The 21,458-nt window shown below is 62.5% G+C and carries 15 protein-coding genes; 7 read left to right on the top strand and 8 right to left on the bottom strand.

Translation table 11 applies throughout. The features are described 5' to 3' along the window. The first annotated feature begins 156 nt into the window (after positions 1 to 156). From V2391_RS09195 to V2391_RS09180, 4 genes are all read left to right on the top strand, one after another. Entirely contained in the window at positions 157 to 2,184 is a 2,028-nt protein-coding gene (locus V2391_RS09195; RefSeq protein ID WP_329739081.1) for a KUP/HAK/KT family potassium transporter, read from the top strand. Between the two features lie 31 nt (positions 2,185 to 2,215). After that, a complete protein-coding gene (locus V2391_RS09190) occupies positions 2,216 to 2,440 on the top strand; it encodes a hypothetical protein (RefSeq protein ID WP_329739080.1) in 225 nt (74 codons plus the stop codon). 113 nt (positions 2,441 to 2,553) lie between these two features. After that, on the top strand, positions 2,554 to 4,179 hold the full coding sequence (locus V2391_RS09185) for a sensor histidine kinase (protein WP_329739079.1): 1,626 nt from the start codon (positions 2,554 to 2,556) through the stop codon (positions 4,177 to 4,179). Between the two features lie 4 nt (positions 4,180 to 4,183). After that, the gene (locus V2391_RS09180) at positions 4,184 to 4,897 is read left to right on the top strand and encodes a response regulator (protein WP_271743159.1); all 714 of its coding nucleotides are present in this window, start codon (positions 4,184 to 4,186) and stop codon (positions 4,895 to 4,897) included. A 94-nt stretch (positions 4,898 to 4,991) separates the two neighbouring features. On the opposite strand, the gene rlmKL is transcribed toward V2391_RS09180, so the two are convergent. Further along, the gene (rlmKL, locus tag V2391_RS09175; RefSeq protein ID WP_329739078.1) at positions 4,992 to 7,559 is read right to left on the bottom strand and encodes a bifunctional 23S rRNA (guanine(2069)-N(7))-methyltransferase RlmK/23S rRNA (guanine(2445)-N(2))-methyltransferase RlmL; all 2,568 of its coding nucleotides are present in this window, start codon (positions 7,557 to 7,559) and stop codon (positions 4,992 to 4,994) included. Positions 7,560 to 7,634: 75 nt separating this feature from the next. Between rlmKL and V2391_RS09170 the strand changes: the two genes are divergently transcribed. Next, complete coding sequence (locus tag V2391_RS09170; protein WP_329739077.1) at positions 7,635 to 8,462, top strand: HAD-IIB family hydrolase; 828 nt, start codon at positions 7,635 to 7,637, stop codon at positions 8,460 to 8,462. Positions 8,463 to 8,655: 193 nt separating this feature from the next. Beyond that, positions 8,656 to 9,360 (top strand): transaldolase, encoded by a 705-nt coding sequence (locus V2391_RS09165; RefSeq protein WP_329739076.1) that lies wholly within the window; start codon positions 8,656 to 8,658, stop codon positions 9,358 to 9,360. A 381-nt stretch (positions 9,361 to 9,741) separates the two neighbouring features. On the opposite strand, the gene V2391_RS09160 is transcribed toward V2391_RS09165, so the two are convergent. From V2391_RS09160 to V2391_RS09145, 4 genes are all read right to left on the bottom strand, one after another. Then, complete coding sequence (locus tag V2391_RS09160; protein ID WP_329739075.1) at positions 9,742 to 11,889, bottom strand: Tex family protein; 2,148 nt, start codon at positions 11,887 to 11,889, stop codon at positions 9,742 to 9,744. Positions 11,890 to 12,299: 410 nt separating this feature from the next. Then, complete coding sequence (locus V2391_RS09155; protein WP_329739074.1) at positions 12,300 to 13,340, bottom strand: Gfo/Idh/MocA family oxidoreductase; 1,041 nt, start codon at positions 13,338 to 13,340, stop codon at positions 12,300 to 12,302. A 68-nt stretch (positions 13,341 to 13,408) separates the two neighbouring features. Then, entirely contained in the window at positions 13,409 to 14,665 is a 1,257-nt protein-coding gene (locus tag V2391_RS09150) for an MFS transporter (RefSeq protein WP_329739073.1), read from the bottom strand. A 66-nt stretch (positions 14,666 to 14,731) separates the two neighbouring features. After that, the gene (locus tag V2391_RS09145; RefSeq protein ID WP_196022795.1) at positions 14,732 to 15,613 is read right to left on the bottom strand and encodes an SDR family NAD(P)-dependent oxidoreductase; all 882 of its coding nucleotides are present in this window, start codon (positions 15,611 to 15,613) and stop codon (positions 14,732 to 14,734) included. 233 nt (positions 15,614 to 15,846) lie between these two features. On the opposite strand from V2391_RS09145, the gene V2391_RS09140 reads away from it, so the two are divergent. Beyond that, positions 15,847 to 16,725 (top strand): LysR family transcriptional regulator, encoded by an 879-nt coding sequence (locus V2391_RS09140; RefSeq protein ID WP_271741027.1) that lies wholly within the window; start codon positions 15,847 to 15,849, stop codon positions 16,723 to 16,725. A 235-nt stretch (positions 16,726 to 16,960) separates the two neighbouring features. Here V2391_RS09140 and V2391_RS09135 read toward each other — a convergent pair whose 3' ends face one another. The 3 genes from V2391_RS09135 to V2391_RS09125 are packed head-to-tail and all read right to left on the bottom strand — an operon-like array spanning position 16,961 to position 21,186. Further along, a complete protein-coding gene (locus tag V2391_RS09135) occupies positions 16,961 to 18,880 on the bottom strand; it encodes an ABC transporter ATP-binding protein (protein WP_118081662.1) in 1,920 nt (639 codons plus the stop codon). Continuing rightward, entirely contained in the window at positions 18,873 to 20,687 is a 1,815-nt protein-coding gene (locus V2391_RS09130; RefSeq protein ID WP_329739072.1) for an ABC transporter ATP-binding protein, read from the bottom strand. The genes V2391_RS09135 and V2391_RS09130 overlap by 8 nt, the downstream gene beginning before the upstream one ends. Next, the gene (locus V2391_RS09125; RefSeq protein ID WP_055286298.1) at positions 20,680 to 21,186 is read right to left on the bottom strand and encodes a MarR family winged helix-turn-helix transcriptional regulator; all 507 of its coding nucleotides are present in this window, start codon (positions 21,184 to 21,186) and stop codon (positions 20,680 to 20,682) included. The genes V2391_RS09130 and V2391_RS09125 overlap by 8 nt, the downstream gene beginning before the upstream one ends. Positions 21,187 to 21,458 lie beyond the last annotated feature (272 nt).

The raw sequence follows: 21,458 nt of genomic DNA, 5'->3' as shown, positions 1-21,458 counted from the left end.
AATGTGACAAGGGAACAGTCCCTTTGTCACATTCCATATCGCCGCGGTAGCCTAAAGACTGTATAAATCTTTATCTAGCTGGGAAAACAGTGCATTAAAACATGGGCCGATTACCTATAATCCCCTCGAACGTTAAAGTTGGGAGGAAACCGGCTTATGGAACAAAAGGCCAAGGAGGCAGCCTCGCACGCTGCGATTCCTGTGAGCATCTCGGCGATGCTCGTCACGCTGGGCGTGGTGTATGGCGATATCGGCACCAGCCCCATGTATGTAACCAAGGCACTCGTTGCCGGCAACGGCGGCATCGGAAGCGTCACGGAGGAGTTCGTGCTCGGCGCGCTCTCGCTCGTCGTATGGACGGTCACGCTGCTGACGACCGTCAAGTACGTGCTCATCTCGCTGCGCGCCGACAACCACGGCGAGGGTGGCATCTTTGCTCTGTACAGCTTGGTTAAGCGCTGCGGCAAATGGCTCATCATCCCCGCCATGCTGGGCGGCGCGGCACTGCTCGCCGATGGCATCCTCACGCCCGCCGTTACCGTGACTACGGCTATCGAGGGCCTGCGCACCATTCCGGCAGTCCATGCTGTGTTGGGCGACGATCAGGGCCGCGTCGTGGCCATCACACTTGCCATCATCATTGTGCTCTTCTTGGTGCAGCGCATCGGCACGGCCAAGATCGGCCGTGCCTTTGGCCCCATCATGACGCTGTGGTTTCTGTTCCTGGGCGGTACGGGTCTGTTCTTTGTCTTCCAGCACCCCGCGGTGCTGCTGTGCCTCAACCCGCTGCGCGGCATCGGCTTTTTGTTGAGCCCCAACAACCATGCAGGCATCATGATTCTGGGCAGCTGCTTCCTTGCCACCACCGGTGCCGAGGCGCTCTATTCCGACATGGGCCACGTGGGCCGCGGCAACATCTACGCAACCTGGCCGTTCGTTAAGTGCTGCCTGCTGCTGTCCTATATGGGGCAGGGCGCTTGGCTTATGAACAACGCTGCCAACCCCGAGCTCATGGGCATTGCCGACCTCAACCCGTTCTACCAGATGCTCGCCCCGGGCCTGCGCCCGTTTGCCGTCGGCCTTTCCACCGTCGCGGCCATCATTGCCTCGCAGGCGCTCATCACCGGCGCATTCTCGCTGGTGTCTGAGGCCAGCCGCCTGGACCTCATGCCGCACATGCAGGTTTTCTATCCTGCCGAGACCAAGGGCCAGCTCTATATTCCCATGGTCAACAACGTCATGCTTGTGGGCTGCGTCATCGTGGTGCTGCTGTTCCAGAGCTCGGCGCACATGGAGGCCGCTTACGGCTTGGCGATCACCCTGACCATGATGTGCACGACGCTGCTGCTCTTCTTCTACTTGCATGTCGATCGCGGCCTTAAGGTCGCCCCGTATATCTTCGTTGCGTTCTTCCTTATGCTCGAGGGCTTCTTCTTTGTGAGTTCGCTCACCAAGTTCTTCCACGGCGGCTACTTCACCATCCTCATGGCTGCACTCATCATGGGCATTATGGTGTGCTGGTACAACGGCACGGCGGTCGAGCAGCGCCAGTTTACGCTGCTGCCGCTGCGCAGCTACCTGCCGCAGCTCAAGCGCCTGCGCGACGACGACCGTTACGAGCGCATGAGCGACAACGTCGTGTACCTGACCAAGGACACCCATACCGACTACATCGACCGCGATATCGTCTATTCGATCTTGGACAAGCATCCCAAGCGCGCCCGCGCCTGGTGGTTTGTGAATGTCGAGACCATGGACGAACCGCACACCTTTGCCTATTCGGTCGAGACGTTCGGCACCGACTACGTGTTCCGCGTGCATCTGTACCTGGGCTACAAGATCAACCAGCGCGTTAATGCCTACCTGCGTCAGGTTGTTCAGGACCTGGCTGCCACCGGCGAGCTGCCGCCGCAGACGCATGACTACTCGGTCTACAAGGATCCGGGTAACATCGGCACGTTCAAGTTCATCCTGATTCGTAAGCTTCTGGCGCCCGAAAGCGATGTGGAGCCGAGCGAGCGTACGGCCATCACGCTCAAGTACATCATCCGCCGCGCCGCCGGCACGCCTGCACGCTGGTATGGCCTGGAGAACTCCAACGTGAGCTTTGAGTACGTGCCGCTGTTCACCAAGTTCAAGGCCGTGAACAAGATGCATCGCCTGGCCCCCAACGAGCGCCCGTAGGCGCCGACAGGTTGCATGGAGTTGGTTTTCGATGGACAAGGTTGAGACCGGGGAGGCAAACATGGATGCAAAGATGCTTGATGGCCACGAGGTGGTTGCCGAGATGGTGCGTGAGGCACGCGCCGACGCCGCCGAAGATCGGTTTTTGACGAACCGTGCCAACATGGACATGGCCGATCGCGTAATTTCGATCGTGGCACTGGTATTTGGAGCGGTGTGCGTGTGTGCCCTGCTCGCGCACGTGCTGTTTGTCTAGCGACTGCCGGTCGTAGAAGGCTTTACACTTGGAACCACCACAAGGGAAACCACCACAAAGGTGCCTGTCCCCTTTGTGGTGGTTTTTGTTTATGAGAGAGGGGCGGGGCGCTGATGGACGTCCGTACGGACGGCGATATTGCCGATAGCTTTTGGTGGCGGCGCACAACGCTGACGCGCCGCACTCCTCTGTATGACGCCTGCGTATCGGCGGGGCTGCTGGTCGCGGCGACGATTGTGGGCGCGCTGCTCGACCATCCGGGTCTCGCGCCGAGCATCATGATCGTCTATGTGCTTGCCGTGCAGCTGTGTGCCTTTTTCACCTGGAGCCGCCTGTATTGCCTGTTGAGTGCGGCTGCCGCCGCGGCGCTCTACAACTTCTTGTTTGTCGATCCGCGCTACTCGCTGTCGTTTATCGACCGCGCCTATCCCGGCATGTTCTTCATCATGTTTGTGGTCTCGCTTGTGTCGAGCTCGATTGCGTTGGCCCTGCGCCGCGCCTTGGCACAGGCTGCCGCCAGCGACCGTCGCACGCATATGGTGCTCGAGACCAACCGCATGCTGCAGCGGTGCGCCGATCAGCAGCAGATTGTCCATGCCATGGCAACGCAGCTGGCGCGTCTTTCGGGCTGTCCGGTCGTATGGTACAGCGCCGATGCCGACGATGATGACCTGCTGCCGCGTGCGACATACACGGCCGTGGGCGATGCCGCGCCGGTGCACGAGCTGGCGCCGCAGATGCCGCCGCGTCTCTCGGCGTCCGCCTATGTGGGAATGCCGCTCGACGCCACTTATGGCGGCTCGGCGTTTTATGGCATCTACCTGACGGTTCGCACGGGTGACGGCTTCGTGCGCTCGGGCGACCCTGCCTCGGTGGTGGGCGTGCTGGCTATCGTTGCCGAGCCCGACGTGCTGACGCACGAGGAGCGGACACTTGCCGATGCCATCGTGAGCGAAGGCGAGCTGGCACTCGATCGCGCCCGCGCCATGGAGGCCCGCGAGGAGGCGGCGGTGCTTGCCAAAAATGAGCAGCTGCGCGCCAACCTGCTGCGCTCCATCTCGCACGACCTGCGCACGCCGCTCACCAGTATTTCGGGCAATGCCGATGTGCTGCTCGACCAGGGCTCGACCGGCACCGCCGTGCTCGACGCCCAGACGCGCCGCGGCCTGCTCCTGTCCATTCGCTCGGATGCGCAATGGCTCAACGTCACCGTCGAGAACCTGCTCGCCATCACCAAGCTCGAGGGCGGCGGCATGCGACTGTCGACCACGCTCGAGCTCATGGACGATATCGTCGAGGAGGCGCTGCGCCACGTGAACCCTGCCGTGCGCGAGCACGACCTTAAGGTGGTGGCGTGCGATGAGCCGGCGCTCGTCAACGTCGATGCGCGCCTGATGGTGCAGCTGGTGGTCAATCTGGTGAACAACGCCATCACCTATACGCCCGCAGGCTCGCATATCATGATTTCGATTGGCGTCGACGATGGACGCGTGGCGTGCTCGGTGGCCGATGATGGTCCGGGCATCGCACCCGAGGACCGCGAGCGGATTTTTGAGTCGTTCTATACCGCCAACCATGGTCTGGCCGACAGCCACCGCAGCGTGGGCTTGGGTCTTTCACTCTGCCGTTCCATTGCGTTGGCGCATGGCGGTAGCATAGAGGTTGCCGCGGCGGACCCGCACGGTTCGGTCTTTACGATTGAACTTCCCGCCGCCGACGTTTCGTTTGATAAGGAGTAGCGCCGTGTCGAACTCTGCCGTAAAACCGCTCATCTTGGTCGTTGAGGACGACCCAGCTGTTCGCAACCTTATCGTTGCTGCGCTCGAGGCGCACGGCTTGCGCCATATGGCCGTGGAGACCGCCCATGCCGCCATCGCCGCCGCCTCATCGCAGGCACCGAGTATTGTGCTGCTCGATCTGGGCCTGCCCGATATGGATGGTGTCAAGGTGGTGGAGTCGGTGCGCGCATGGTCGGGTATGCCGATTATTGTGGTTTCGGCGCGCAGCGAGGATGCGGACAAGATTCGTGCACTCGATGCCGGCGCCGACGACTACCTGACCAAGCCGTTTTCGGTCGAGGAGCTGCTCGCGCGCATTCGCACGACGCTCAGGCGCCTTTCGTATACGCAAACGGGCGGCGTTGTCTCCGAGGGCTCGTTCGATACCGGTGAGCTGCATATCGATTTTGATGCCGGCATCGCCACGATGGATGGCGAGGAGCTGCATCTGACGCCGATCGAGTACAAGCTCCTGTGCCTGCTAGCGCATAACGCCGACAAGGTGCTGACGCACCAGTTTATCCTGCACGAGATTTGGGGCACGGCAACCAAGAGCGACCTGGCGAGCCTGCGTGTCTTTATGGGCACGCTGCGCAAGAAGATCGAGTCCGACCCTGCGCATCCGCGCTATATCCAAACGCATGTGGGCATCGGTTACCGACTGGTCACCCAAGGATAGGCTGGCATCCGCCATCCCACTATGAGTTGCGGTGAAATACGGTCTAACTTTGCCTAATTCCAGGCAAAACAGTCCGTATTCCACCGCAACTTTTTTATTTGCCCTTGGGCTTGCTGGCGTAGAACTTCTTCTTTTTGAGCTTGCCGGCAGGAGAGGGTTTGCCGGCAAAGTTCGACTTGCCGTTGCCGGCCTGCGCGTGCGCGGGTACTGCCGCACGGGGCTTGCGGGCCTCGGGATTGCGCAGTTCCTCGGTTCGCTCTGCAATCTCCTCGGCGCTAAAGCCGACCTCGGCCATGGCATCCTCGATGGGCAGGCGGCGCACGATATAGCAGTGGTGCACCTTCTGGTTGCGCGCGAAGTCCTCGGGGATGGTCTGTGCCGTAATGTCCTCCAGCACCACGCCCGCGCGTGCGAGCTTGCGCGTCTCGGGACGGAAGCCACGCAGGTTGCAGCTAAAGATGGCATGTCCACCCTGTGCGAGCAGGCGCGATACGCCGGCCAAAAGCTCAACATGGTCGCGTTGGACATCCCAGGTACGGCGGCCCATCTTGGACGAGTTCGAGAACGTGGGCGGGTCGACAAAGATCAGGTCCCAGCGGTTGCGCGTCTGGCGTTGGTCGCGAATCCAGGCGAGCACGTCGTCGCGCACAAAATGATGCTGCGGTCCCACAAAGCCGTTTTGGCGCATGTTGCGCTCGGCCCAGTCCAGGTAGGTGTTGGAGAGGTCGACCGTCACGGTCTCCTCGACGCCGCCGTCCGCCGCGTAGCAGGTGGCGGTGCCGGTATAGGCAAACAGGTTGAGGAAGCGACGCGCCTGCTTGGCGTGCTCGCGCACCAGGTTGCGGGTGACGCGGTGATCCAGGAAGATGCCCACATCCAGATAATCGTCAAAGTTGACGGCAAAGGTGAGTCCGCCCTCTTCGATGAGCGGCAGGCGACGGCGAGCGATGTTGGCGCGCTCGCCTGATGCGCCCTTACCGGCGCCCTGCTTGCCGTACTGCGAGCCGCCACGCGAGCGCATGCGGGCCTTGGCGTGCACATGCTCGGCCGGAACATCCAGGATGCGCGGCGCGATGGCCAAGATGTCGAGCATGCGGGCCTGGGCTAGCGCGGGATCGATGGTCTTAGGCGCGGCGTACTCGGCGATGACGAGCCAGCGGCCCGGCGTCTGCGGGCAGCCCTCGTACAGATCGATGGCGGCGGAGTAGTCGGGTAGGTCGGCATCGTAGACGCGGTAGCAGCTCACGCCCTCGCGCTTGGCCCACTTGCGACGCAGACGGGCATTCTTACGCAGGCGGTTGGCGAACTGCTCGGACTCGGGGATGAGCACGGGCAGCGGCTTGCCGTCGCCCAGGTCGAGCATGGCGGCAGGTTCGGGCATGGGGGTGTTGGCGGCGTTGTCGTTGACTTCGTTGGCATCCGCAACCTCGGCCTCGGCATCCGCACTGGTCGAAGCCTCAAACGCCGCGGCGGCGTGGTCGAGCGAGGGCCAAACCTCAATAGTTGCCTCCTCGTTATTGGGCATGACGGCGATCGAGCGCTCGGGCTCGGCGTGGAGCGCGCGGGCCAGCAATCCATCGCGGGTGAGCGCGGCGACCGGCGCCGCGGAAAGCTCGGGCGCGCGGCGCAGCTCACCGACCAGCGTCATGGCGTCGTGCATGAGCGAAAGCGGGGTCTCGGTGGTGTCCGCGACCACGGCGGCACCGGCGACGGCGCCCGCGTGGTCCAGCACGGTGGCTGGCTTGGCAGCGCAAAAGTCGACAAAACGCTTGTAGCCGGCGCACTTGACCATGCGCTCGGCAGTCTTGCGGGCGGCGGGGTCAATGTCCACGGCGACGATGCGCGCCTGGCGCTCACGCGCCGCGGTCTCGCGCTCGCGCGCCTCGGCAAGCAGCTGCTCCCACAGGGCGGCGTCGTGCAGCTGCCAGCCCTCAAAGCCCCAGCGCTCGCGTGCGGCGCCCGGGGCGCGGTCGGTCAGAATGTTCACGGCCTCCAGCAGCAGACCGCCGCCGGCGCACGAGGCGTCGATCAGCGTAGGCAGCGCTTCGTTTTCGTAATCATCGGCCGTCAGCTCGCGCTCGCACAGTGCGGTCCAGCCGACCTGCGCCAGCACCAGGGCGGCGTAGTCGGGGCGCAGCACGTGCGCGCCCTCGCCGGCGCGGGTCGCTGCGGGCGGCAGGCGTTTGAACAGCGGGTCGCCTGAAAGGTCCAGGCTGATGCTCGCGCGGCGCTGGCGCAGCGAAAGCAGCAGGTGAACGTCGGGGTCGGCAGCATCGACGTCGGCGCGACGGCCCGTGGTCTCGGCCAGACGGTCGCACAGCGCGTCTTTGGCGCGCAGGGCCGAGAAGCGCGTGTTGCGCAGCTGCTCGGTCACGCCGCGGGCTGTGATGGCGATGGTGGCGCCGGGGCGGACGATGCTCTCCCAGGCGATGTCGTAAACGCTATCGTACAGTTCATCGGCATTCTGCGCCTCAAAGCGCCCGAGCACCACGAACACGCGGCTCGCCAGGCGCGACCACAGGCATGCTCGGTAGCCTTGCTCGAGCTCGCCCTCAAATGTAGCGCGGCCCTTCAGCCGGCGAACATGCGAAAGCCCGAGGCGTTTAAGCTCATCGGCGAGTGCGGACTCAAAGCCCTCGGGGCAGCTTGCGTAAAATTCCATGGGTGACCTCTCTGGTTGCGTCGCTTCATTATATGATGGATGCTTCGTTTGCCCTTATCCTCGAAAGGAACCCATATGATTGATGCGTGCCCCGATTCCGCCGTGCTCTTTTTTGACGTGGACGGCACGCTGACGTCGTTCGATCCCGACGATATGACCGATAAGGACTTTTCGGCGGTTCGCCCCTCGCAGATGGTCGTCGAGGCGTTTCATCGTCTGCGCGACGCGGGGCACAAGGCGTTTATCTGCACGGGTCGCCCCCTGTGGCTCATCGCGGACAGCTTGCGTGCGCTCGACCCCGCGGGTGTCGTTGCCATGGCGGGCGCCACGCTCGAGGTCGAGGGCCGCGTGGTGCATGAGGACTGCTTTGGCGAGGACGTTATCGAGGAGCTTGCACGCCGTATGGCCGCGGCAGGGATTGAGGCCTTTTTCGAGACCAACGTGGCTACTTTTGCCCTGGAACCCGCGGGTGTTGAGCAGTCGTCTCTGATCGGCACTTCTGTGGTGCACAGCGCCGAGGAAATGCGCGTCGACGGCAGTCTGCGCGTGGGCAAGGTATGCCTCAATGTGCCCAGTTTGGCTCGCGTTGCCAACGATGACGGCTTTATCGATCGCGAGTTTGAGCTGTGCAATACCGGTGGTCGGAATCGCGAGCTGAGCCCCAAGGGCATCAACAAGGGCGTGGGCGTGGCGCGAGCGCTGGCGTATCTGGGCCGCGAGGGAAATGCGCGCACCTTTGGCTTTGGCGATTCGGGCAACGACCTGGGCATGCTCGCTGCCGTCGAGACGGCTGTCGCCATGGGCAACGCCATGTCCGAGGTCAAAGCGGTCGCCGACTACGTGACTGACGATGTCGCACACGACGGCACCGTCACCGCCATGCAGCATTTCGGCCTCATCTAATGAATCCCGCATTCTGACGTTTGCCTAAACTGCGGCTCTTTGCTTTTGCATGCTCAATCGATTTATCAAACCAAACACTAAAGCGTTTATACCGTTCGCCGAGAAGATAAAAACCCGCAGCTCACGCCTTGATAAACATAGGTAAAGTGTTTAGCAGTTTATCGGCCGTATGCTAACGAAAGGAATCAGGCAGATGGCAATCAAGGTGTTCGCTGACGGTGCAAACCTCGAGGGCATGCTCGACATGTACGAGAACGGCAACGTTCAGGGTTTCACGACCAACCCGTCCCTTATGAAGAAGGGTGGCGTGACGGATTACCGCGCGTTTGCCAAGGAGGTTCTGGCTCACATCACCGATGTGTCCGTCTCGTTTGAGGTCTTTGCCGATGACGTCGAGACCATGGAGGTCGAGGCCCGCGAGATCGCTACCTGGGCCGACAACGTCTACGTCAAGATTCCGTGCGTGACCACCAAGGGCGAGTCCACCGCCGAGCTGGTCCGCAAGCTTTCGGCCGATGGCATCAAGGTCAACGTCACCACTATCTTTACGCCCGAGCAGGTCGACGAGATGGTCGAGGCCGTTGACGCCGAGACGCCGTCCATCATCTCGCTCTTTGCCGGCCGTATCGCCGACACCGGCGTCGACCCCATTCCGTTTGTGACGGAGTCGGTCAAGAAGGCCGCCGCTAAGCCCAACTGCGAGGTCCTGTGGGCGTCCACGCGTGAGCTTATCAACATTTACCAGGCCGAGGCCTGCGGTTGCCAGATCATCACGGTGCCCAACAGCATCCTGGCCAAGCGCAAGAACATCGGTCGCGACCCGTACGAGGTCTCGCTCGACACCGTCCGCGGCTTTGCCAAAGATATCGCGGCACTCGGTTTCCATATCCTGCCGTAACGTGAGCACTGGCTGCTCCGAGGGTTGTTCGCCCCGGCCTTTCCTTTCCTCTATCGCTCACTCGCTTCGCGAGGGTCGCGCCAGGCAAAGGAAAGGCCGGGGCTGCCGACACGAACTTGCCAGTAGGTTGGTGATTGGTTTCCATATCCTGCCGTGGGCAAAGGTGCCCCCGCCTGCGCCGTGCAAAATTGAGAGTATTCAGCAAGGTAAAGGCTTTTACCAGCTAGATAAAGCACGGAACAGCCCCCGTTTTGGCTCTGACGACGCTAAAACGGGGGCTGTTTTTGCTTTTTCGCCTCTGAGGGGCATCCGGAACGGCGGAATTTGCAGAATACTCGCGATTTTGCACGTCGCTACCGGGGGGACCCTTGCTTTGGCGGTTTACTTCCCCTGCACCATGGTCAGGGAGATCTTTTTGCGGTCGCGGTCGACCTTCTCTACCCACACCTTTACCGTGTCGCCGACGCGTACCACGTCGCTCGGGTGCTTGACAAAGCGGTTGGCCAGCTTGGAGATGTGTACGAGGCCGTCCTGGTGCACGCCGACGTCGACGAACGCGCCAAAGTCGACGACGTTGCGCACCGTGCCCTTGAGCTCCATGCCGGGTTCCAGGTCGTCGATGGAAAGCGCCGAGCGGCTAAAGACCACCTCGGGCGCGTCGTCGCGCGGGTCGCGCCCGGGCTTCTTGAGCTCATTGACGATGTCGATGAGCGTGAGGGTGCCGCAGTCCAGGTCGCTTGCCAGTGCCGAGATGCTGCCCAGACGGCGCTCAATGTCGGGCACGCCGCCGCGGCTGAGCTCGCTGGCTTTAACGCCGGCGCGTTCCAGGACGGACGTGGCCACCTCGTAGCTCTCGGGGTGGACGCTCGTCGCGTCGAGCGGGTTCTTGCCGCCGCTGATGCGCAGGAAGCCCGCGGCGTTGAGATATGCCTTGGGCCCCAGCTTGGGGACCTTCTTAAGCTGACGGCGATCGGTAAAGGCGCCGTTTTCCTCGCGGTAGGCCACGATATTCTTGGCCACGCTCGGCGTGATGCCCGACACGTATCCCAGCAGGCTCGCGCTTGCGGTGTTCACGTCGACGCCTACGCGGTTGACGACGTCTTCCACCACGTGGCCCAGGGTGCGCGAGAGCTCGGCCTGGTCAAGGTCGTGCTGGTACTGGCCCACGCCGATGGACTGGGGCGGAATCTTGACGAGCTCTGCCAGCGGGTCCTGCAGGCGGCGGCCCAGGCTCATGGCGCCACGCACAGTGACGTCCAGGTCGGGGTATTCCTGACTGGCGAGCTCGGAGGCGGAGTACACCGATGCGCCGGCCTCGTTGACGATGGTGTATCGCAGCCCAGGTGCCTGCTCGGCGATGAACTCCGAGACGACTTCCTCGGTCTCGCGGCTGGCGGTGCCGTTGCCGATGACGATGGTGTTGACGCCGTCCTTCTTGACGAGGCGGGCGAGCTCGCGCTTGGTGCCGGCGACGTCGTGGCGCGGCTTGGTGGGGTAGACCACGCCGTGGTCGAGCAGCTTGCCGGTTTCGTCCATGACGGCGACCTTGCAACCGGTGCGGTAGCCCGGATCGAGTGCGAGCACGCGGGCGCCGCGCACGGGGCGCGCCGAGAGCAGGCCCTCGAGATTCTTGGCAAAGACATTGATGGCCTCGGTCTGAGCGCGAACGGTGAGTTTGGCGCGGGCCTCGCGCTCCAGCGAGGGAGCCATGAGGCGCTTGTAGCCGTCGGCGATAGCGGCGTCAAAGACGGGCGCGAAGACGCCCTGGCGACGGGGCCAGCGGCTGCCGAGGCGCGCCGTGGCGGCAGCGCCGTCGACGTTCACGCGCACGCGGAGCTTGCCTTCGCGCTCACCGCGGTCGATAGCCAGCACGCGGTGGTTGGGTATACGGCGCAGTGGCTCATCATAGCTGTAGTACGGCTCGTAGGGAGTCTTTTCGGCGGGGTCGGTGGCCTCGACGACGATGTCGGCGGTGTTTTGCGTAAAGGCGCGCAGGTCGGCGACGTTCTCGGGGTCCTCGGCTACCGTCTCGGCCACGATGTCGGCGGCGCCGGCGAGCGCCTTCTCGGGCGTATCGAAGCCGGCCTCCTCGTTGACGTATGCCGCGGCGGCGTCGAGTGCGCTGCCCTTGGCCGAGGCCTGCATGATGACCATGTTGGCGAGCGGCTCCAGGCCGGCCTCGCGGGCCTTTTGCGCGCGGGTCATGCGCTTTTTGCGGTAGGGCTTGTAGAGGTCCTCGACACGCTGGAGCTGCGTGGCCTCGCGAATCTGCCGTTCGAGTTCGGGCGTGAGCTTGCCCTGGGCGTCGATGAGCAGAATGACGTCCTCTTTGCGCTGCTCAAGATTGCGCAGGTAGGACAGGCGCTCGTCGAGTGCGCGCAGGGCGACGTCGTCCATGCCACCCGTGGCTTCCTTGCGGTAGCGCGAGATAAAGGGAATGGTGTTGCCCTCGTCGATGAGCTTGACGGCTGCCTCGATGTTGTCAGCCTTAAGGTTGAGCTCGCGGGCGAGCTGGGCGATAAGATCCATGGGACTCCTTGCGTTTAAGGTGCGTTTGCAGCACAGGGCTACCAAGGATACCACCCGTCCCAAAAGACTGTTTTGGGCCCGCGTCACGAAAACGGCCTATCTACTACGTTTAACCCATATGGGTCGACCATTCCCCGGTTTTCAGAGAATACGCAAGCCGTCTACCTGCGGTTTTTATTTCGCGAAATTCGGCATGGTTGAGGGCGATCGGTTAAACGTAGTAGATAGGCCCATTTCGTGGCGAACGAATCAAGCCGAGGTGCAAAATGGCCCCCGCTCCAGAAAAATCATTGGCAACGTAGCAAAAAGCCCCGCGGGCAGGAGGCTGCTCGCGGGGCAAAGAAGAGGGGCTTGTTGATGGCGGGCCAAGGCGCTCGGCGGGGAGTTTGCCGCGGCTCGCTCTTAAGGCGTTACAGCTCGACGAGCTGGCCGGTCTCGGCGGCCTCCTTGATAGCGTTAAGCAGCGTGAGCGTCTTGACGTTGTCGGCGGGGGTCACGACGGGCTCGACCTCGCGGCGAACAACCTTTACAAAGTGCTTGAGCTGCATCTTGTGCGGCAGTGCCGGGTCGACAGCCGGAATCTCCATCTGCAGCGGCTTGTGCCAGTTAGAGGCGCCGTCGTAGGAGAACTGGTGCAGGCGGGGCAGCGACAGGGCGCCCAGGGTTCCGCCGATAAAGTAGGCGTCGGCGTCGAAGGGGCGGTACTGCGGATCCTCGCGAGCGGTTGCCTCCCAGTTCCAGGGGCTGGCGGTGGCGTCGGAGATGGTCATGCTTGCGAGCGCGCCATCGGCAAAACGGACGTTGACCACGGCGGAGTCCTCGGTCTCAAAACCGCGGGCGGCGCTGGACTGCATGCCCTGGACGGCAACGGGCTCGCCCAGCAGGTAACGGAGCAGGTCGACGTCGTGCACCAGGTTGACCAGGATCGGGCCAGCACCCTTCTTGCGGCGCCACTCGACATCGAAGTACTCGTCATTCTTATAGATCATGTAGTGGAAGCTCGACACGGTGAGCTTGCCCAGCTCGCCGGACTCGATAATCTCCTTGGCCTTGTTGACGAAGGGGTTGTGGCGACGGTGCTGACCCACGAGCACGGGCACGCCGGCGGTCTCGGCCTCGGCGGCGAAGGCCTGGGCATCCTCAAGATCGTTGGAAATCGGCTTTTCGACCAGCGGCACGATGTTGCGCTTCACAGCCTCGCGGGCAACGCCCAGGTGCAGGTCGTTGGGGGTGGCGATAATGACGGCCTCGGGCTTGATCTCGTCCATCATCTGGGCGGGATCGGTGAAGAACGGCACGCCGGCGGCCTCGGCCGTGGCGCGGGCGCCCTCAAAGGCGTCGGCGATGGCGACGAGCTCGGCCTCGGGCTCCTCGGTGACAAAGCGGATGTGGTTGCGGCCCATGGCGCCGGCGCCGATAACGGCAATGCGGACGGGGTTGAGCTCAGACATTTCGACTCCTTAATACTGGTGGCGGTGGAATGCGACAAAGGGGCTGTCCCTTTGCCGCATCGGTAGAATTAAGCGGATTTCTTCTTGCTGTCGGAGACCGTCATGTAGACGGTGAGCACGACGGCGATGGCGGCGATCACAATGGCGCCGTAGAAGGACTGCTGGTAGGCGGCGCTGCCGGCCTCGGCGTGATACAACACGGCGGTGATGGGCTGGCTGATCCAGGTGGAAGCGGCGTAGCCCAAAAACATGATGCCGTAGTTGACGCCGATGTTGCTGGTGCCAAAGGCGCCTCCGGTGAGCGGCGGGTAGATGACGAGCAGAGCGCCAAAGCTAAAGCCGAGCAGGGCGAGCGCCACAAAGAACATGCTCTGCGTAAAGCTCATCGACATGATGACGAGCGCGACGATGGTGACGACAAGGCTGATGAGCAGTGACTTGTAGGCGCCGAGCTTGTCGATAATCTGGCCAAAGGACAGACGGCCAACCAGGTTGGCGCAGGTGTTGACGGAGACCACTACGCCGCCGAGGGCGACGGCCGCGGCGCTCGTGGGGTCGGCGAAGAGCTGGACGGCGGCGATGGAGGCAACCTTGCCCACGAGCAGGGTGCCCGCGGTGGCGGCAAAGGCGAAGGTGACGATGAGGACCCAGAAACGCGGGGTCTTGACCATCTCGCCCGGGGTGAGGTCGCCGAAGGTGCCGGCATGCGCGCCGCCCTTGGGGGCCTCGAAGCCCTCGGGCAGCCAGCCGGTCTCGGGGGCCTTCAGGAACAGGGCGGAGGCGGCGATCGTCACAAAGAAGATGACGCCGAGCGTCTTAAGGGCGCCAAAGATGCCCAGGCTCGGGATGAGCAGCGAGGCGAGCACCGGGGACAGCACGGCGGGGCCGGCGGTCGAAGCGGCCAGGGTGATGCCGGAGGCGAGGCCCTTCTTGTCGATGAACCACTTTTGGCCGGTGGTGAGTGCCGGGTTGTAGCCCAGGCCGTTGCCGACGGCGGCGACAAGCGAGAACCACAGGTAGAACTGCCACGGCTCGGTGACGGTGCCGGACATGAACCAGCCCACGCCGTAGCACACGGCGGCGGCGATCACGACGTTGCGCGGGCCGATCTTGTCGGAGATGCGGCCGGCGAAGATGCCCGTCACGGCCATGATGGTCTGGAAGACGGGGAAAGCCCAGGTAAGGGCGCTCGACCACTCGGGGTAGACGGCGAGCAGGTTCTTGCTCACGACGGAATACAGCGCGATGGAGCTGATGAAGAACATGGTGACGCACGCGGCGGAAAGCACGGCGGCGCGACCCTTGTTGGAGTTGGTGGAAGCCATTGGACTCTTTCTAATCGATACGGGGGAGGGGCGGGCGTGTCCGCGGGGCCTCCCTGTCAGGTTGGTTTACTGGTCAGTCGGCTTTGCGACGCCGGACTCATCGGACCAGAGCTCGACACCCTTGTTCTTAAGGTAGTTGTCGGCATAGGCGCGACGGCCGCCGGGCTTGGCGGTGAGGTCGCCCATCATGTTGGAGAAGCCGCCGTCGACCTTGATGGCGTCGCCGGTGGTAAAGTCCGAGCGCGTGGACGCCAGGAACATGACGGCGTTGGCGATATCGCTGACCTCGCCGATGCGGCGCGTGGCGATCAGACGGCTGCGGCTCTTTTCGACCTCGGGGTCGGCGTAGAAGTTGGCCGACATCGGGGTCTTAACGAAGCAAGGCTCGACGCAGTTGGAGCGGACGCCGTAGGGGCCCCACTCGGCGGCGAGCATCTTGGACATCATGTTGACGCCGGCCTTGGTGGAGCTGTACACGCCCGAGAACGTCTCGGGGGAGTGGCTGGCGACGGTCGAGATGTGCACCAGGCGACCCTGGCCGGCCTTGATCATCTCGCGACCAAAGCGCTGCGAGGTGATGAAGTAGCCGGTGAGGTTGACGTTGATGACCTCGTTCCAGTCGGAGAGCGGCAGGTCCTCCATGGCGGCGAAGCGCAGGATACCGGCGGTGTTGACGAGGACGTCGACACGGCCGAAGTCGGCGATGGTGGCATCGACGGCGGCCTGAACCTCGGCCTCGTCGGTGGCGTTCATCTTGTAGCCCTCGGCGTGGATTCCAAACTCGGCGGCGAGGTCGGCGGCTGCGGCCTTGACCTTTTCCTCGTCCAGGTCGAGCAGGACGACGTTGGCGCCGTTGCGGGCGAACTCGCGGCAAATCGCGACGCCCATACCGCCGAGTGCGCCGGTTACGGCGCAGACATCGCCCTCGAGCTTAAGCCAGTTGCTCATAGGAACTTCCCTTCTTGTGCCTCCCTGTGGGTCGTTCCCATTAATCGACCCACGTGGTTTTCGCAGGTTATCGTATGCTTTGCATTTGCGCAGGTGAATTGCATATTTGTTAGAATGGCGTTAACCGTAGGTTTACACTGTGCGATGCAGCTCATTCTCAATTGAGCGTGTGACCTGCGAAAACAACCCCCTGTGGCACCATGCGGTCACGGGCGCGAAAACGGGAGATTGACGTGTACGATCGACGACTTGAGGCCATATCGGCCGCCGCGGAGCTGGGGAGCTTCTCGCGTGCGGCGGCAAGATTGCGCGTGTCGACCCCGGCCCTCGTCAAGCAGGTGTCGGGCTTCGAGGCCGAGTTCGGCATCACGTTGTTCGAGCGCTCGCACTCGGGCGTCAAGGTGACGCCGGCCGGCGCACTGCTGGTGGACGACGCGCGCTCGATCATGCGGCAGTCCGAGGACGCGCTGCGCCGTGCCCGACGCGCGGCGGGCGATGGTGGTGCCGTGCGCCTGGGCGTGTCAATGATGTGCCCAGGACGCCAGACGCTGTCGATGTGGTCGGGCATCCACGATCTGGAACCGTCGCTACGATTTGAGATCGTGCCGGTAAGTGACCTCTACGACGAGCGCGAGACCGTCATGCGCAGCTTGGGCCGCGAGGTCGATGTGGTGCAGTCGAGTTTTTCTACCCCACGCTGGGGCGACGCTTGCCAAAAGCTCCACATCGTTAACGTACCGTTTTATATCGACCTGCCGCGCGCGAGCCCGCTGGCGCGCAAGAATCGCATTACGGTTGCCGACCTAGAGGGCATGCGCCTGCGCGTGCTCCGTCACGGCAACGATGCGATGGACAGCCTACGCATCGACCTTTTGGCCGACGGCGGCGTGGACGTGATCGATGTGGATAGCTTTGACTTTGCGCTCTTTAACGAGGCGGAGGAAAAGGGCGATGCGGTACTCACCTGTGGCGCATGGTCAGGGGTGCACCCGGCCTTTGTGGGCGTGCCGTTCCTGTGCGGGCGAGAGGTGCCGGTCTTTTTGCACTATCCGCTCGAGCCAACCCTCCAAGTCCAAAAATTCGTCAACGCCATGGCCCAACTTCTCAAATAGCTCATTTGGGACGGGGCTTTTTGACTCCTTACAAAATGAGGCCCTGGCCAAACGGCCAGGGCCTCACCACTTCTTTTCAGGCTGCGAGAAAAGACTGTGTGCGTAGGACCTCCCCGAGGGAGACGGGGTGTTTGCTCCGCGCGCAGTTTCGCAGCGAAGCGAGAATGTTTGAGCACGGAGTAAACACCCCGTCTCCCTCGGGGAGGTCCGTTGGGAGCGTAGGGGCTGTTTTGAGCTACTCCAGCTCAAACGCTCCGGTATAGAGCTGGTAGTAATACCCGCGCTTGGCGATAAGCTCGTCGTGGTTGCCGCGCTCGATGATGCGGCCGTGGTCCAGGCAGATAATCGCGTCGGAGTTGCGCACGGTGGAGAGGCGGTGCGCGATGACAAACGTCGTGCGGCCCTCCATGAGCTTATCCATGCCGGCCTGCACGATGGCCTCGGTGCGGGTGTCGATGGAGCTCGTGGCCTCGTCCAGAATCATTGCCGGCGGATCGGCGACGGCGGCGCGTGCGATCGAAATCAGCTGGCGCTGGCCCTGCGACAGCTGCGCGCCGTTGCCGGTGAGCATGGTGTCGTAGCCGTCGGGCAGGCGGGTGATAAAGTCGTCCGCGCCCGCGAGCTTGGCCGCCGCGATGCACTCCTCGTCGGTGGCGTCCAAGTTGCCGTAGCGGATGTTGTCCATCACGGTGCCGGTGAACAGGTTCACGTCCTGCAGCACCACGCCCAGCGAGCGGCGCAGATCGGCCTTGCGGATCTTGTTGACGTTGATGCCGTCGTAGCGGATCTTGCCGTCGGCGATGTCGTAGAAGCGGTTGATGAGGTTGGTGATGGTCGTCTTGCCGGCACCCGTGGCGCCGACAAACGCGACCTTCTGGCCCGGCTTGGCAAACACGGACACGCCGTGCAGCACCTCGTGGTCGGGCGTGTAGCCAAAGTCGACGTTGTCCATGACCAGGTCGCCGCGCAGCGGTACGTACTCGATCTCGCCGGTTGCGCGGTGCGGATGCTTCCATGCCCACATGCCGGTGTGGTGGTCGGCCTCCTCGAGCTGCCAGGTATCGGGGTTCACCTGCGCGTTGACGAGCGTCACATAGCCTTCGTCGGCTTCGGGCTTCTCGTCGATGAGTTCAAAGATGCGGTCGGCGCCGGCGAGGCCCATGACCACGGCGTTGATCTGCTGCGAGATTTGGCCGATCTGCCCGCAGAACTGCTTGGTCATGTTGAGGAACGGCACCACGACGGCGATGGACAGCGCCATGCCCGAGATGCTCAGGTTAGGCACGCCCAGCGCCAGGAAAATGCCGCCCGCCAGTGCGACCAGCACGTAGAGCAGGTTGCCCAGGTTCATAAGGATAGGCATGAGGATGTTGGCGTACATGTTGGCCTTCTGCGAGACCTCGAAGAGCTTTTCGTTGCGCTCGTCAAAATCGGCCTCGGCGGCAGACTCGTGGCAGAATGCCTTGACGACCTTCTGGCCGTTCATGACTTCCTCGATATGACCCTCGACCACGCCGAGCTCGGTCTGCTGCGCAATGAAGAAGCGCGCGGAGTTGGAGCCGAGCAGCTTGGTCATAAAGGTCATAAAGGCGACGCCTGCCACAATGACCAGGCACATCCAAACGCTGTAGTACAGCATGATAAAGAACACCGTGACGATGACGATGGTCGTCATGAGCAGGTTGGGCAGCGACTGGCTGATCATCTGGCGCAGCGTGTCGATGTCGTTGGTGTAGTGGCTCATGATGTCGCCGCGCTGGTGCGTGTCGAAGTAGCGAATCGGCAGGTCCTGCATGCGGTTGAACATCTTCTCGCGCAGCTTCTCGAGCGAGCCCTGCGTGACGATGGCCATGGCGCGGTTCCAGAACAGCGAGGACAGGATGCCGACGCCGTAGATGCAGGCGAGGGTGGTCACGAGCTGTGCGATCTTGGGCTGTGCGGCTTCCCAATCGCCCGACTGCCACGATTCGCTAATGATCTGCAGGGCGCTCTGAAGGAAGGTCGCGCCGATGGAGTTGATGATGGCGCAGAGTACCACGCCGACGACGACGAGGGGCAAAAGCACGGGGTAGAAGCCAAAGAGCGTCTTGATGAGGCGCGACATGGTGCCACCCTTGCGGTTGAGCGCGCGCTCGGCGGTCGTTGCCTTACTCATGTGCCTCGCCTCCTTCCTGGGTCTGAGCTTGCGTTACGGATGTCTCGGTGCCGGCTTCGACGGCCCCTTCGCCTTCGGCAGACATCTTGTTTTGCGAGGTAAAGGTCTCGCGGTAGATCTCGCTCGTCTTGAGCAGCTCGTCATGGTTGCCGATCTGCGCGATACGGCCACCCTCCATGACGATGATGCGGTCTGCGTCCTGCACGGAGCTGATGCGCTGGGCGATGATGAGCTTGGTCGTGTTGGGCAGATAGCTTGCCAACCCTGCGCGAATCTTGGCGTCGGTCTTGGTGTCGACGGCGCTGGTGGAGTCGTCCAGGATTAAGATCTTGGGGCGACGCAGCAGGGCACGCGCAATGCACAGGCGCTGCTTCTGACCGCCGGAAACATTGGAGCCGCCCTGTTCGATCCAGGTGTCATAGCCCTTGGGGAAGCCATCGACAAACTCATCGGCGCAGGCCAGATGTGCCGCCTCGCGGACTTCCTCGTCGGTGGCGTTCGGGTCGCCCCAGCGCAGGTTCTCGGCAATGGTGCCGCTAAACAGCACGTTTTTCTGTAGCACCATGGCCACTTGGTGGCGCAGCGCGTCCAGGTCGTAGTCGCGTACGTCCATGCCGCCCACGCGCACGGTGCCTTCGGTGGCGTCGTACAGACGGGCGATGAGGTTTACAAGCGTGGACTTGGCCGAGCCGGTACCGCCGATGATGCCGATGGTCTCGCCGCTCTTAATGTGCAGGTCGATATCGTCGAGCGCCTGGCGCTTCGCATGCGCGGAATACTTAAAGCTCACGTGGTCAAAGTCGATGGAACCGTCGGCAACCTCGAGCACGGGCTCGGCGGGATCGGCGATCGTGGGCTCGGCGGCCAGCACCTCGGTAATGCGGTGCGCCGATTCGTCGGCCATGGTCACCATGACAAAGATCATCGACAGCTGCATCAGGCTCATGAGGATCGCGAAGCCATAGGTAAAGATCGAGGAGAGCTGGCCCACGTCGAACAGCGTGCCCTGGCTCGTGATGATGAGCTTGGATCCCAGGTAGATGATGACGACAAATGCGCCGTTGACGCAGATATTCATCATGGGGTTGTTAAAGGCGAGCAGCTTCTCGGCGCGGGTGAAGTCCATCTGGACGTCGCGCGCGGCGGTCGCGAACTTCTCCTTCTCAAAGTCTTCGCGCACGTAGCTCTTAACCACGCGCATGCCGGTGACGTTTTCCTCGACGGACTCGTTAAGGGCATCGTACTTGTGGAACACGCGCGAGAAGATGGGGCGCACCTTAAAGATGATAAAGAACAGCCCAAAGCCCAGCAGCGGAATGATGACCAGGTAGACCATGGCGACGCTGCCGCCCATGATAAACGCCATAGTAAAGGCGAAGATCAATACCAGCGGCGCGCGCACGGCGATGCGGATGATCATCATAAAGGCCTGCTGCACGTTGTTGATATCGGTGGTCAGGCGCGTGACGAGCGAGGAGCTCGAGAACTCATCGATGTTGGCAAAGCTGAACGTCTGGATCTTGTAGAACAGGTCGTGACGCAGGTTCTTGGCGAAGCCGCAGCTCGCATGGCTGCAGGTGACGCCGGCGGCGGCACCAAAAGCAAGCGACGTCAGCGCGATGAGCACCAAAAAGCCCGCGGTGGGAAGCATCTCGGCTACGGTGGCGCCGTCTTTGATGGCGTCGATCAGGTTGGCGGTGATAAATGGAATCAGCATCTCGCAGAGCACCTCGCCAAGCACGAGCAATGGCGTGGCAACGGTGGCTTTCATATAGTCACGGATGCTGCCCATGAGGGTTTTAATCATCCAGTTCCTCCCAGGTTACACGGATTTTCTCGAGCATTTCGGCGAGCTGCTCGCGCTCGTCGTGAGTGAGGGCACTAAAGGCCCGTTCTCTAAAGCGGATGCGGGCCGCCTGGTCGATGCGGGCGTTTTCCCGGCCGGTTTCGGTCAGGCGAATGGTGAGCTGCCGTCGATCCTTGGGGTTACGGCTGCGCTCGATGAGACCGTTGACCTCGAGCTTGGACAGGATCTCGGAAAGCGACCCCGGCTTGAGGTCAAAGTGCATGCCGAGTTCCTGCTGCGACATCTCGCCGCCGGGCTGCTTGGCCAGCAGGCAGATGATGGGCGCCTTGCCGGACACGCCTCCGCCATGAAAATGCATGTAATGGCCGCAAAAACCCAGGCCGCTCAGGATGCGCTTGGCGAGTTTGTCTTCGGCACTGACCGCTTCGGGTACATCCGCCGGCTGTGACGGGTCGCCGCCGGGCTCGTGCGAACAAAGGTTAAGAGGTTCATCGCACATGAATTAGTGTTGCTCCTTTCTTTAGTTAGGTAGTGGAATTGTTTTGTGCCTAACCAATCTAGGAGCATGAGAAATGAATGTCAAGGTACCAAACTAGTGGTTGCGCGGTTTTGCCAAACCGCGCAACGGCTCGACGCTGCAAACCCGCCAGAGCGGCAATCTGCCTTTCAACTTCGGCGGCATGACCAGAAGGTCAATGCCGCCTTGCTTCAAGGCACCTTGCTCGCTCTGACGGGTTTTCGCTGACTTCGCCAAAACATCGGCGTTGCCCT

The organism is Collinsella sp. CM84Y_54, from assembly GCF_036317945.1.
Taxonomy (GTDB): Bacteria; Actinomycetota; Coriobacteriia; order Coriobacteriales; family Coriobacteriaceae; genus Collinsella.
This window is presented reverse-complemented; position numbering and strand designations above follow the sequence as displayed.

Excerpts from the sequence above, each read along its gene's own strand:
- V2391_RS09195 (WP_329739081.1), top strand. The coding sequence starts at position 157 with ATGGAACAAAAGGCCAAGGAGGCAGCCTCGCACGCTGCGATTCCTGTG.
- V2391_RS09190 (WP_329739080.1), top strand. The coding sequence starts at position 2,216 with ATGGACAAGGTTGAGACCGGGGAGGCAAACATGGATGCAAAGATGCTT.
- V2391_RS09185 (WP_329739079.1), top strand. The coding sequence starts at position 2,554 with ATGGACGTCCGTACGGACGGCGATATTGCCGATAGCTTTTGGTGGCGG.
- rlmKL (WP_329739078.1), bottom strand. The coding sequence starts at position 7,559 with ATGGAATTTTACGCAAGCTGCCCCGAGGGCTTTGAGTCCGCACTCGCC.
- V2391_RS09170 (WP_329739077.1), top strand. The coding sequence starts at position 7,635 with ATGATTGATGCGTGCCCCGATTCCGCCGTGCTCTTTTTTGACGTGGAC.
- V2391_RS09165 (WP_329739076.1), top strand. The coding sequence starts at position 8,656 with ATGGCAATCAAGGTGTTCGCTGACGGTGCAAACCTCGAGGGCATGCTC.
- V2391_RS09160 (WP_329739075.1), bottom strand. The coding sequence starts at position 11,889 with ATGGATCTTATCGCCCAGCTCGCCCGCGAGCTCAACCTTAAGGCTGAC.
- V2391_RS09155 (WP_329739074.1), bottom strand. The coding sequence starts at position 13,340 with ATGTCTGAGCTCAACCCCGTCCGCATTGCCGTTATCGGCGCCGGCGCC.
- V2391_RS09150 (WP_329739073.1), bottom strand. The coding sequence starts at position 14,665 with ATGGCTTCCACCAACTCCAACAAGGGTCGCGCCGCCGTGCTTTCCGCC.
- V2391_RS09145 (WP_196022795.1), bottom strand. The coding sequence starts at position 15,613 with ATGAGCAACTGGCTTAAGCTCGAGGGCGATGTCTGCGCCGTAACCGGC.
- V2391_RS09135 (WP_118081662.1), bottom strand. The coding sequence starts at position 18,880 with ATGAGTAAGGCAACGACCGCCGAGCGCGCGCTCAACCGCAAGGGTGGC.
- V2391_RS09130 (WP_329739072.1), bottom strand. The coding sequence starts at position 20,687 with ATGATTAAAACCCTCATGGGCAGCATCCGTGACTATATGAAAGCCACC.
- V2391_RS09125 (WP_055286298.1), bottom strand. The coding sequence starts at position 21,186 with ATGTGCGATGAACCTCTTAACCTTTGTTCGCACGAGCCCGGCGGCGAC.